This is a genomic window from Streptomyces longispororuber, from assembly GCF_014656095.1.
GTDB lineage: Bacteria > Actinomycetota > Actinomycetes > Streptomycetales > Streptomycetaceae > Streptomyces > Streptomyces longispororuber.
The window spans coordinates 1-11,316 of the sequence record NZ_BNBT01000208.1; the positions used below are offsets into that span (position 1 = coordinate 1).

An 11,316-nucleotide genomic window follows, 5' to 3' on the forward strand; every position below is an offset into this window, starting at 1 on the left:
GCCCTTGCGCCGGGCCGGTGCGGGGGGCGCGGCCGGGGCCGCCCGGCGCGGTGACGGGGCGGGCGGTGCCGGAGCGGCGGGCGGTACCGGCTGCGGCAGCGGCGTCGACACCTCCCAGTTCTGGCGCGGCGCCGCCACGTGCGCCATGGGCCGGGCACCGACGTCCTGCGGCGGCCGCTTGCCGAAGGTCACCGGCAGCGCCACCAGGTGCCGGGACAGGATCGTCGAGCGCCAGCGCAGCTCCGCCTCGTCGACGGCCAGCTCGACGTCCGGGAGCCGCATGAGCAGCGCGTCCACGCCGGTGTCCGCGATGGCGCGGCCGATGTCCTGCCCGGGGCACTCGTGCGGCCCGCCGCTGAAGGCCAGGTGCGAGCGGTTGCCCTGCATGTTCGCGGCCAGGTCGGGCCGGACGACGGGGTCCACGTTGCCCGGCTGGATGCCGAGCAGGAGGCCGTCGCCGGCCTTGATCCGCTGGCCGCCGAGCTGGGTGTCCTGCTTGGCGAAGTAGCCGACCATGGCGCTGAACGGCGGCTCGTCCCACAGGGACTGCTCGACCGCCTCCGGCACGGTCATCTGGCCGCCGCTGAGCTGGGCGCGGAAGCGCGGGTCGGTGAGGACCATGCGCAGCACGTTGGCGATGAGGTTCGCCGTCGCCTCGTACGCGGCGATGAGCACGAGCCGCAGGTGCGCGGCCACCTCGTCGTCGGTGAGCTGCTGGGGCTGGGCGATGAGGGCGCTGGTGAAGTCCTCCTCGGGGTGGGCGCGGCGGCGCGTCACGTGCCGGGTCAGGGCCTCCATCACGTAGGCGTTGCTGGCGATGGCCGTGTCGGTGCCCTTGATCATGTCGCGGGCGGCCTGCACCATGCGTTCGCTGTAGTCCTCGGGCATGCCGAGCACGTGCAGCATCACCATCATGGGCAGGTGCTCGGCGAACTGGCTGACCAGGTCGGCGGTGCCCCGCTCGCAGATGTCGTTGAGGAGCCGGTTGGTGTAGCGGTTGATGTGGCGGCGGATGCCGCGGTGGTCGAGGCCCGCCATGGCGCCGGTGACCGCGCCGCGCAGGCGCTGGTGTTCGGCGCCCTCGGCGAAGGTGCACATCGGCTGCCAGGTGAACACGGGCGCGAGCGGGTGGTCGGGGCCCGCCGTGCCGTCCTTGACGGCGCTCCACACGCGGGAGTCGCGGGTGTACTGCGAGGGCGTGCGGACCATGTGCAGGTTCTCGCTGTGGCCGAGCACCGCCCAGACGCGTACGTCCTGGTGGATCAGCGCGGGCGCCACCGGGCCGTGCTCGGCGCGCAGCTTCTCGTACACGCCCGCCAGGTCCTCGTCGGCCTCGGGTCCGTACAGCCGGCGCAGCCCGCCGGGGCCGGTGGGGGCGATGCCCTGGTGGGCGGGGCAGCCGGGCGGCGCGGCGGTGGATCGGGACGGGGCGGGGGACGAAGAGGGAGTCGTCACGGTCATCGCTCCGGGGTTGCGAAGGTTCGTGGGGCCGGGCTAGGCCCGGGCCATGGCGAGGGAGTGCAGATAGCGCATGAGGGTCAGCAGCGCGTCGCGGCTGGAGGTGCGCCGGCGCGCGTCGCAGTGCACGATCGGCACCTCCTTCTCCAGGTCGAGTGCCGTCCGCAGGGCCTCGACCGGGTGCCGGGGCGCGTCCGGGAAGTCGTTCACGGCGATGATGAACGGCACCCCGCGCTCCTCCAGGCGCCCTATCACGTCGAAGCTCACTTCGAGGCGCCGCGTGTCGATGAGGACGACCGCGCCGAGCGCGCCTTCGAAGAGGCCGTTCCACAGGAACCAGAACCGCTCCTGGCCGGGGGTGCCGAACAGGTAGAGCACCAGTTCCTCGGAGATGCTGATCCGGCCGAAGTCCATGGCCACGGTCGTGGCGGTCTTGGTCTCGGAGCCGTAGTCGTCGTCGACGCCGATGCCGGCCTCGGTCATGGTCTCCTCGGTGGTCAGCGGGCGGATCTCGCTGACGGAGCCCACCATCGTGGTCTTGCCGACCCCGAAGCCGCCCACGATGACGATCTTCACGGCGGCGGCGGCCGTCGCGGGCAGCACGTCCTGCTCGCGCGGCCCGGAGAGCATGCCGGAGGTGAGCGTGTCAGAGCTTTTGAAGTCCATGCATCACCGCTTCGAGGAGGGAACGGTCGGGGAGCGCGGAGCGCACGAGCGGGGCACGCGCCTGCACTAAGTCCGCCGCCAGCAACTCCGTGAGGACCACGGTCACCACGCTGACCGGCAGCACCAGGTAGGCCGAGAGCTCCGCCACGGACAGCGGGGTCCGGCACAGCCGCAGCACGGCGGAGTGCTCCGGCTGTGCCGTCGGCGACGGCTCGCCCTTGGCGACGATCAGCGTGACCAGGTCGAGCGGTGCCCGCTCGGAGTCCTCCCCGGTGAGGATGTAGAGCCTCTCGGGGTTCTCCGGGCCGCGGCGCGCGCGCTTGACGGGCACCTCGGCCTGGAACCGGGGGTCGTGGACGTCGTCGAGGGAGTCCGGGGCGGTGAACGCGTCCAGGGGGTCGAGGGAGTCGTAGGAGTCGAGGGAAGGGTCTTGCGGATGAGTCATACGGCCTGCCCGTCTCGCCGGGGCGGACTCGTCAGATGGGCGCCGATCCGGATGACGAGGTCGCGCATGCGGTTGGCGACGAGCCCCGCGTCGACGGTCTCGTCGGCGAGCACGGCCAGATAGGCGCCGGCCCCCGCGGCCATCATGTAGAAGTAGCCGCCGTCGACCTCGATGATGACCATCCGCATGGAGCCGTCGCTGTCCGCGATCTCGGTGGCGACGGCCGCGGCGAGGCTCTGCAGCCCCGCGCAGGCGGCGGCCAGGCGGTCGGCGCCGTCCGGGTCGCCGCCGTGGCGCGCGATGCGCAGCCCGTCGGCGGAGAGCACGACGATCTGCCGTGTCTGCGGCACGCCGTCGGCGAGTTCCTTGAGCATCCAGTCGAAGTTGGCGCGCTGCTGGATCACTTCCAGCCCCCCTCGTCGGCGTGGTCGGTGCTGCCGTGGTCGTTCTCGTCGCGGACCTGCTGCGGTGCCGCCGGGTCGGTCGTGCGCTCGGCCGCGCCGGGGTCCTCACCCTTGACGCCCGCCATGAAGGCCTCCACCCACAGGCCGGGCTCGGGCTCCTCCTTCTTCTTCTTGGGCGCGGGCCGGACGACGGACTGCGCGGGCGAGGCCGCCAGGGCCGCCTCCGCGCGCCGCTGCGCCTCCGCCTCCTGCCGGTAGCGCTCGCTGAGGGGCATCTTGACGCGGCTCCTGCGCTGCGGGAGGCCGTTGGCCGTCCACTCGGTGACCTCCGGCACCTCGTCGCCCATGGACGAGCTGAACGACACGGCGGGGCGCGGCACGGTGGTGACCTTGCGCGGCTTCTTGCGCCGGATGTCCCGGGCCTCTTCGATGATCTTGCCGTCGGCGTCGACGCGCGGCACCGCCGAGGCGCCGATGCCGTGCGCGAGGCCGGTCGCCGGTGCGGCGGTGAGCATGTCGCGCGGCACGATGAGGACCGCGCGCACGCCGCCGTACGCGGACTGCCGCAGCGAGATCTGCATGTTGTACATCTGCGAGAGCCGGCCCACGACCGCCATGCCGAGCCGCGGCGTCTCCCCGAGGTCGTTCAGGTCGAGGCCCTTCTGGGCCCGTTCGAGCATCTGCTCGGCCCGGCCGCGGGCCTCCTCGCTGAGGCTGACGCCGCCGTCCTCGATCTCGATGGCGATGCCCGTCTGCACCTCGACGGCGGTGACGTGCACGCGGGTCTGCGGCGGGGAGTAGCGGGTCGCGTTGTCGAGGAGTTCGGCGCAGGCGTGGATGAGCGGCTCGACCCTGGTGCCGTGGATGGCGACCTTGGCGATGGAGTGCAGGTCGACGCGCCGGTACTCCAGGATGCGGGACATGGCGCCGCGCAACACGCTGAACAGCGGCACGGGCTGGGGCCACTGGCGGCCGGGCCGGGCGCCGCCGAGCACGGTGATCGAGTCGGCGAGGCGGCCGATGAGGGCCGTGCCGTGGTCGATCCGCAGCAGGTCGTCGAAGACCTCGGGGTTGTGGCCGTGGAACTCCTCCATCTCGCGGAGTTCGGCGGCCTGTTGGTGGACGATGGACTGCACGCGCCGGGCGATGTTGACGAACGCGCGCTGGGCGTTCTCCCGCATCGCCTCCTCGTGGTCCATGATGTCGAGGATCGAGCGGAGCAGCACGCGCTGCGCGTGCGGCAGTCGCCGGTTGGTCTCGTCGCCGTCGATGACGAGGCGGACGACCTCCGAGGGGGCCTCGCCCTGCCGGACCCGGACGACCATGTGCGGGAGCAGGTCGCGGCCGAGCCGCTCGGTGTCCTCGTCGAGGGCCGCGATCCGCCGCTCCAGGTGGGCGACCCGCTCCGCGTGACTCCTGCGCAGCTCCCGGATGGCGCGGCCGCGGCGGGCGGCCTCGGCGCCGACGGCGATCACCATCAGCGTGGCGACCGTGCCGCACCAGGCCACGGCGGTCCGGGCCGGGGCCGCCACCACGGCGACGGCGGCTCCGGTGACCGCCGCCATCAGCATGGCGGGCAGCAACAGTACGCGTACGTAAGGGACTTCTCGGCCACCGGGAGGCGATTGAACACTCACCATGTATGCCCTCTGAAGACTCGTCTTGGGGGAGGAAGTTGGGGACGTGGGGGATGCGCACGGGGTGGTGCGTGGGGTGGTGCGGGTGGTGCGGGGGTGGTGCACGGAGGTGATACGAAGGCTGTGCCGGGGGGATGGTGCAAGGGAAGTGCGGGGTGCGGGGGGTGGCACACGTACAGGGGAATGAATTGTCGAATAAGCAGAGATATGCGCGAACAAGCGCGCGAATCTGTCGCAACTCGTTCAACTCGCCGCGCTCCGGGCGAGCTTAGTCCGCTCGCATCACCCTGGAGTCATATTCGGCAACCCTCTGCGAGCACCCGCCGAGGCGCCTACACTCAACCCTATTTACACGCTTAGCGATCAATCGAACGCGTTCGGTGACGCTCTCGAACAGCGCCGTCCACCCGTCGTTCCGCCACCTCCCACCGCCCCGACCTCCGCCGACGCGGGGCGCGCCGCCCTCCCGGCGCCCGGAACCAGGCGTCGGCCTCGCGTGCCCTCCCGCGCCGACGAGGAGCAGGAGCGGATACGTGTGAGGCCCCCGCCGGGTCACCCGGCGGGGGCCTCACACGGTCAGCCGTCCAGCCGTCCGACGGGGACGGCGCCCGGCTCAGCCGACGGAGCTGTAGGCCACCACCCCGCGCAGGAGCTGGTCGACGGCCTTGCGGGCGTTCCTGCCGACCGTGCTGCCCTCGCCGGCGGCGGCCGCGGAGATCTGCCCGAGCACGTCGATGACCTGCTTGCACCAGCGCACGAAGTCACCGGCGGGCATCTCCGCCTCGCGCAGCACCTCGTCGAGCCCCTTGCCGCTCGCCCACATGTAGGCCGCCCAGGCGAAGCCGAGGTCGGGCTCGCGCTGGCCGACGCCCTCGGTCTGGCTGATCCGGAACTCCTCCTCCAGCGCGTCGAGGCGGCCCCAGATGCGGACCATCTCGCCGAGCGCGGCCTTGGCGTTGCCCGAGGGCAGCTTCGGCGCGAGCGCGTCGTCGCTGACGCGGGCCTCGTACACCAACGCCGAGACGCACGCGGCCAGTTCGGCCGGGCCGAGGCCCTCCCACACCCGCGCGCGCAGGCACTCGCTGGCCAGCAGGTCCAGCTCGCCGTAGAGCCGGGCGAGGCGCTTGCCGTGCTCGGTGACCTCGTCGCCGCGGAGGTAGTCCAGCTCGGTGAGCAGGGCGACGATGCGGTCGAAGGTGCGCGCGACGGTGTTGGTGCGGCCCTCGATGCGACGCTCGAGCTGCTGGGTGTCGCGCTTGAGGCGGTGGTACCGCTCGGCCCAGCGCGCGTGGTCCTCGCGCTCGTCGCAGCCGTGGCAGGGGTGGGCGCGCAGCTCCGCGCGGAGCCGGGCGATCTCGCGGTCGTCGGCGGCGGCCGAACGGCCCTTGCGGTGCCGGTCGGGCACGATGTGCCCGGCCTTGGTGCGCAGCGCGGAGGCCAGGTCGCGGCGCGACTGCGGCGAGCGCGCGTTGAACGACTTGGGGATGCGCATCCGCTCCACCGGCTCGACCGGCACCGGGAAGTCCATCGACGCGAGCCGCTTGACCTGCCGCTCGGCGGTGAGCACCAGGGGGCGCGGGCCGTCCTGGTGGTCGAAGCCCCGGTGGCCGTTGGCCCGCCCGGCGGGCAGCCCCGGGTCGAGCACGAGCGCCAGGCCGGCGTACTTGCCGGTCGGCACGTGGATCACGTCGCCCGGCTTGAGCTTCTCCAGGGAGGCCGCGGCGGCCGCCCTGCGCTGCACGACGCCCTGCTTGGCCAGCTCGGTCTCGCGGTCCTTGAGCTGCCTGCGCAGCCGGGCGTACTCCTCGAAGTCACCGAGGTGGCAGGTCATCGAGGCGCGGTAGCCCTCGAGGCCCTCCTCGTTGCGCTGCACCTGGCGCGAGATGCCGACGACCGAGCGGTCCGCCTGGAACTGCGCGAAGGACGTCTCCAGGAGTTCGCGCGAGCGGTGGCGGCCGAACTGCCCGACCAGGTTCACCGCCATGTTGTACGACGGCTTGAAGCTGGAGCGCAGCGGATACGTGCGCGTGCCGGCGAGGCCCGCGAGGTGCTCGGGGCTCATGGCGCGCTGCCAGAGCACCACGGCGTGGCCCTCGACGTCGATGCCGCGGCGCCCGGCACGGCCGGTGAGCTGGGTGTACTCGCCCGGGGTGATGTCGGCGTGCTGCTCGCCGTTCCACTTCACGAGCTTTTCCAGGACCACGCTGCGGGCGGGCATGTTGATGCCGAGGGCGAGGGTCTCGGTCGCGAACACGGCCTTGACCAGGCCGCGCACGAACAGCTCCTCCACGACCTCCTTGAAGGTGGGCAGCATGCCCGCGTGGTGGGCGGCGATGCCGCGCTCCAGGCCCTCCAGCCACTCGTAGTAACCGAGGACGTGCAGGTCCTCGTTCGGGATGGAGGCGGTGCGCTCCTCGACGAGCTCGCGGACCGCCAGGCGCGCGGCGTCGTCGTTCAGCCGCAGGCCCGCGTACAGGCACTGCTGGACGGCCGCCTCGCAGCCGGCGCGGCTGAAGATGAACGTGATCGCGGGCAGCAGCCCCTCGGCGTCCAGCCGCTCGATGACCTCGGGGCGCGAGGGCGTCCAGATCCGCGACCGCTGGCGCCGCTCGCGCTCGCGGTCGGCCTCGCGGATCATCTTGCCCTTGCGGCGCTCGCGCGGGTTGTACGCCCGGCTGGCCTCCATGCGGGCCATCCGCGTCAGGTCGGGGTTGACCGTCTTGCGGCGCCCCTCGCCCTCCTCGAAGAGGTCGTACATCCGGCGGCCGGCGAGGACGTGCTGGAACAGCGGCACGGGACGGTGCTCGGAGACGATCACCTCGGTGTCGCCGCGGACCGTGTCCAGCCAGTCGCCGAACTCCTCGGCGTTCGACACCGTGGCCGAGAGGGAGACCAGCGTGACCGACTCCGGAAGGTGGATGATCACTTCCTCCCAGACGGCGCCGCGGAAGCGGTCGGAGAGGTAGTGCACCTCGTCCATGACCACGTAGCCGAGGCCGAGCAGCGACTGGGAGCCCGCGTACAGCATGTTCCGCAGGACCTCGGTGGTCATGACGACCACCGGCGCCTCGGAGTTGACGCTGTTGTCGCCGGTCAGCAGGCCGACCTGGTCCGCGCCGTAGCGTTTGGCCAGGTCGGCGTACTTCTGGTTGGAGAGCGCCTTGATCGGCGTGGTGTAGAAGCACTTCTTGCCCTGCTGGAGGGCGAGGTGGACGGCGAACTCGCCCACGATCGTCTTGCCGGAGCCCGTGGGCGCGGCGACCAGCACGCCCTTGCCCTCTTCGAGCGACCGACAGGCCTCGATCTGGAAGGGGTCGAGGCCGAATTCGTACATCTCGCGGAAGGACGCGAGCGCGGTGGCCTGCTCGGCAGCACGCCGCCGTGCTGCCGCGTATCGCTCGGCCGGTGAGAGGTCCTCTGTCATCGTGCTTTCGAGCCTACCGGCCACCACTGACATCGGACGATCATTATCGGGACCAGCGCAAACACGGGAGGTCAGGCGCCCTGGTCAGAAGCCCGGCGGCCCGGCGGCCCGGCCCGCGGGCGCGCCCCGTCGCCCCGCGTCAGGGGCCGAGGACCCGGACGGCCCCCGGTACGCACTCCGCCACCAGCGGCAGCGCCCCGAGCCGCTCCCCGTCCGCGTACCCCGTCACGTCCTGCGCCGCCAGCTCGACCCGGGCGGCGCGGTGCACGGTGACCTTGGGGTGGTCCAGGTGCGTGCCCCGGTAGACGCGGGGGAACACCTTCAGGAGCGTGGCGCGGCCGCAGTCGCCGACGACCGTGACGTCGAAGAGGCCGTCGGTCAGGTCGGCCCCGGCGCAGATCCGCATGCCGCCGCCGTACGACGGTCCGTTGCCGACCGCGATCAGCGTGGCCTCCAGTTCGCGCACCCGCCCGTCGTCGAGCCGGAGCCGGTACGGGATGGGCCGGAAGGCCGCCAGCTCGGCGATCATCGCCAGGTTGTACTTCAGGCGGCCCGCGGGGCGGCGCATGCGGTTGCCGCGGTCGTTGACCCGGGAGTCGAAGCCGGAGGCGAGCACGGTGCCGAACCAGGTGGCGCCCACCCTGCCGAGGTCGACGGCCCGCACCCGGGCGCCCTTGAGGGCGTCGGCGACCAGGGCCCCCGCGGCGGCGGGCGCGCGCACGGGCAGGCCGAGGGCGCGCGCGAAGTCGTTGCCGGTGCCCACGGCGATCACCCCGAGGGGCGTACGGGTCCCGGCGACGGCCTGGAGGGCGAGGCTCACCAGCCCGTCGCCGCCGACGGCTATGAGCGCCCCGGTCTCGCCGTCGACGGCGGCGCGGGCGCGGCGCAGCGCGTCCCCGGCGTCCTCGCCGATGACGGTGCGCACGGAGAACCCTGCCGCGCGCAGGGCCGCGGCGGCGGGCTGCGCCGCGTGCGCGCCCCGGCCCCGGCCCGCGGTGGGATTGACGAAGAGGGTGATCTCGCTGGTCACGGGCGGACCCTACAAGGCGCCCGGGCGGGCAGCCAGAAGGGGCCGGACGCGCTGGGCGTCCGGCCCCTTCCGGTTACCGGTGACGGGTGCGGCCGCGGGCCGGCCCTCGTGTCGGGGGGCGGGGCCGCGGCCGGTGCCGCACGGGTCAGGTCACGTCGTCGTAGCCGTTGTACTTGGCGGAGCGCGAGCCGTCGCCGTTGACCTGCTCCGGCAGGGACTTCGCGGCGGGCACGGGCGCGATGCCCTCGACCGGCTCGGGGGTGAGGTCCAGCTCGGAGGCCTCGTCGTCGTCGAGCTCCGCGTCCGGGTCGTTCCTGCGGCGCCGCTTGTCGTTCAGGACGGAGAAGCCGACGGCCAGGAAGTACAGGACGACGATGGGACCGGCCAGCGCGATCATGCCGACCGGGTCGGTCGTCGGGGTGGCCACCGCGCCGAAGATGAACACGCCCATCACGACGCCGCGCCACCAGCCCAGCATGCGCCGGCCGCTGACCATGCCGGTCATGTTGAGCATCACGAGCAGCAGGGGCAGTTCGAAGGAGACACCGAAGACCAGGACCATCCGGACGCTGAAGTCCAGGATCTTGTCCATGGGCAGGATGTTCTCCGACCCGTCCGGGGTGATGCTGAGCAGCACGCGCATGCTGATCGGCATGATCTCGTAGGCCAGCCAGGCGCCGCCGACGAACAGCGGCACGGCGGCGCCCACGAAGGCGTAGGTGTACTTGCGCTCGTGCTTGTGCAGCCCGGGCGCGACGAAGGCCCAGAGCTGGTAGAGCCAGACCGGGCTGGCCACGACGACGCCCACCATGAGGGACACCTTCACCGTGGTGGTGAAGGGCGAGAGCAGGTCCATGTACGAGACCGTCGCGCAGACGCCGCCCGTGCGGTCCTGCCCCTTCTCGCAGCGCGGCACGGGGTCCGCGAGGAACTCCATGAGCTCCTCGCTGTAGAACGCCGCGACGATCGACACGACGACGATCGCCAGCATTCCCTTCGCGAGCCGGTTGCGGAGCTCACGCAGATGGTCCGCGAGCGGCATCCGCCCCTCGGGGTCCCTCTCCTTCTTGCGGGCAGACTTGAGCAACCCACGTCCTCATCTCGTGCGGCAGGCCGGCTTCCGGAGCCGGCCTTGGGTCAGCGCTTCGTCGTGTGGTCGGTCGGCTCGGCGACCGGACGGGAGCTGCTCACGTCGCCGGGGGCGGCCTGGATGGTGCGCTGGGGCGCGGTCTTGTCCGCGGGCGGGTCGGCCGGGGCGGCCTCGTCCTGCTTGCCGTCCGACTTCATGGCCTTGGCCTCGCTCTTGAGGATGCGCGCCGACTTGCCGAGGGACCGGGCCATGTCCGGGAGCTTCTTCGCACCGAAGAGCAGGACCAGGATGACGAGGATCAGAATGATCTCGGTGGGGCCGAGCCTACCCATAGCTGTCTACCTTCTTCACCGAGGCGTCGATTTCGGGACCGGCTGTCGGACAGTCATCCGACCGCCGGGCTTGCCAGCGATCGTAACCCCCTGGAGTAAACGCGGGGCAATCCCCGTGCATACTCCCAGTTGCGGCCCGCGCCTCACATTTCGGGCCACTTCAGAGCGTACCCGGCGCAGGCGGCGGGCCCGTGGCCGCACCCCGGCGGGCCACCCCGGCGTCAGCCCGCCTCGCGGCCCGCCCGGGCCACCCCGGCGGCCGCCCGCTCCAGGTCCTCGGCGGCGCGGTTGATCCGCCGTGTGGTCTCGGTCACCTGGCGTCCGAGCCGCTGGGCCTCCACGAAGACCTTGATCGCGAACACACCCAGTACGGCGAGGCCGAGGAATCCCACGGCCACCGCCAGCATCGCCCAGAACATGCGTCGAGCCTAGACGGTCGAGTGCAGCCGCAGGGTGCGTACCCCGCCCCCGGTGAGGAGTTCGACGATGCGCTCCCCCGCGGGCTTGCGCACGGCGGTGCCGCACTCGGGGCAGGTGAAGGAGTAGAAGGTCGTACGGCGGCTGGCGCCGATGGCCAACCGCAGGGCGCCCGCCGCGAGTTCGAAGCGCGCGCGGCAGTCGGGGCAGGCGGCCTTGAAGAGGACCGCGGCCACCGGACGGGGTGTAAGGGGCATCAGTGACATCCTGTGCAACTCTCCTCGGCTGTGTTCTCCGCGCTCCGTACGCGGCACGGGGCGGCCTCGCCCGCACCGCCGCGGGGGCGGTGCGGCCGCCTCCCGGCCCGCCGCGGCCCCGTCCCGCGTCCCGCCCCGCCGTCGCGCCTCGGCCCA

Annotated in this window: 11 protein-coding genes; all 11 read right to left on the reverse strand. The window is 72.5% G+C overall.

All coding sequences use genetic code 11. The features are described 5' to 3' along the window. On the reverse strand, positions 1-1,461 hold a 1,461-nt coding region (locus IE330_RS35515; RefSeq protein ID WP_190140305.1), incomplete at its 3' end, for a cytochrome P450. A gap of 33 nt (positions 1,462-1,494) precedes the next feature. Then, entirely contained in the window at positions 1,495-2,124 is a 630-nt protein-coding gene (locus IE330_RS35520) for a GTP-binding protein (RefSeq protein ID WP_190140306.1), read from the reverse strand. Continuing rightward, positions 2,105-2,455 carry a DUF742 domain-containing protein gene (locus IE330_RS39940; RefSeq protein WP_373314810.1) on the reverse strand — a complete coding sequence of 117 codons (351 nt, stop codon included), beginning with the start codon at positions 2,453-2,455 and terminating at the stop codon, positions 2,105-2,107. The genes IE330_RS35520 and IE330_RS39940 overlap by 20 nt, the downstream gene beginning before the upstream one ends. Before the next feature lie 110 nt (positions 2,456-2,565). After that, positions 2,566-2,973: a roadblock/LC7 domain-containing protein gene (locus tag IE330_RS35530; RefSeq protein WP_190140308.1), complete on the reverse strand. Its 408-nt coding sequence runs from the start codon at positions 2,971-2,973 to the stop codon at positions 2,566-2,568. Beyond that, a complete protein-coding gene (locus IE330_RS35535; RefSeq protein ID WP_229926157.1) occupies positions 2,970-4,613 on the reverse strand; it encodes an ATP-binding protein in 1,644 nt (547 codons plus the stop codon). Before IE330_RS35535 ends, IE330_RS35530 begins: the two co-directional genes overlap by 4 nt. Before the next feature lie 610 nt (positions 4,614-5,223). Next, entirely contained in the window at positions 5,224-8,034 is a 2,811-nt protein-coding gene (locus tag IE330_RS35540) for a DEAD/DEAH box helicase (RefSeq protein ID WP_190140309.1), read from the reverse strand. Between the two features lie 139 nt (positions 8,035-8,173). Continuing rightward, positions 8,174-9,064 carry a diacylglycerol kinase gene (locus IE330_RS35545; protein ID WP_190140310.1) on the reverse strand — a complete coding sequence of 297 codons (891 nt, stop codon included), beginning with the start codon at positions 9,062-9,064 and terminating at the stop codon, positions 8,174-8,176. A 145-nt stretch (positions 9,065-9,209) separates the two neighbouring features. After that, positions 9,210-10,151, reverse strand: a complete 942-nt coding sequence (tatC, locus tag IE330_RS35550) for a twin-arginine translocase subunit TatC (RefSeq protein ID WP_506005393.1) — start codon at positions 10,149-10,151, stop codon at positions 9,210-9,212. A gap of 50 nt (positions 10,152-10,201) precedes the next feature. Further along, the gene (gene tatA / locus IE330_RS35555; protein WP_190140311.1) at positions 10,202-10,486 is read right to left on the reverse strand and encodes a Sec-independent protein translocase subunit TatA; all 285 of its coding nucleotides are present in this window, start codon (positions 10,484-10,486) and stop codon (positions 10,202-10,204) included. Between the two features lie 221 nt (positions 10,487-10,707). After that, the gene (locus IE330_RS35560; protein WP_190140312.1) at positions 10,708-10,905 is read right to left on the reverse strand and encodes a hypothetical protein; all 198 of its coding nucleotides are present in this window, start codon (positions 10,903-10,905) and stop codon (positions 10,708-10,710) included. 9 nt (positions 10,906-10,914) lie between these two features. Beyond that, the gene (locus IE330_RS35565) at positions 10,915-11,160 is read right to left on the reverse strand and encodes a phage terminase large subunit family protein (protein ID WP_229926158.1); all 246 of its coding nucleotides are present in this window, start codon (positions 11,158-11,160) and stop codon (positions 10,915-10,917) included. Between the last annotated feature and the right edge of the window lie 156 nt (positions 11,161-11,316).

Excerpts from the sequence above, each read along its gene's own strand:
- IE330_RS35565 (WP_229926158.1), bottom strand. The coding sequence starts at position 11,160 with ATGCCCCTTACACCCCGTCCGGTGGCCGCGGTCCTCTTCAAGGCCGCC.
- IE330_RS35535 (WP_229926157.1), bottom strand. The coding sequence starts at position 4,613 with ATGGTGAGTGTTCAATCGCCTCCCGGTGGCCGAGAAGTCCCTTACGTA.
- IE330_RS35540 (WP_190140309.1), bottom strand. The coding sequence starts at position 8,034 with ATGACAGAGGACCTCTCACCGGCCGAGCGATACGCGGCAGCACGGCGG.
- tatA (WP_190140311.1), bottom strand. The coding sequence starts at position 10,486 with ATGGGTAGGCTCGGCCCCACCGAGATCATTCTGATCCTCGTCATCCTG.
- IE330_RS35520 (WP_190140306.1), bottom strand. The coding sequence starts at position 2,124 with ATGGACTTCAAAAGCTCTGACACGCTCACCTCCGGCATGCTCTCCGGG.
- IE330_RS35560 (WP_190140312.1), bottom strand. The coding sequence starts at position 10,905 with ATGTTCTGGGCGATGCTGGCGGTGGCCGTGGGATTCCTCGGCCTCGCC.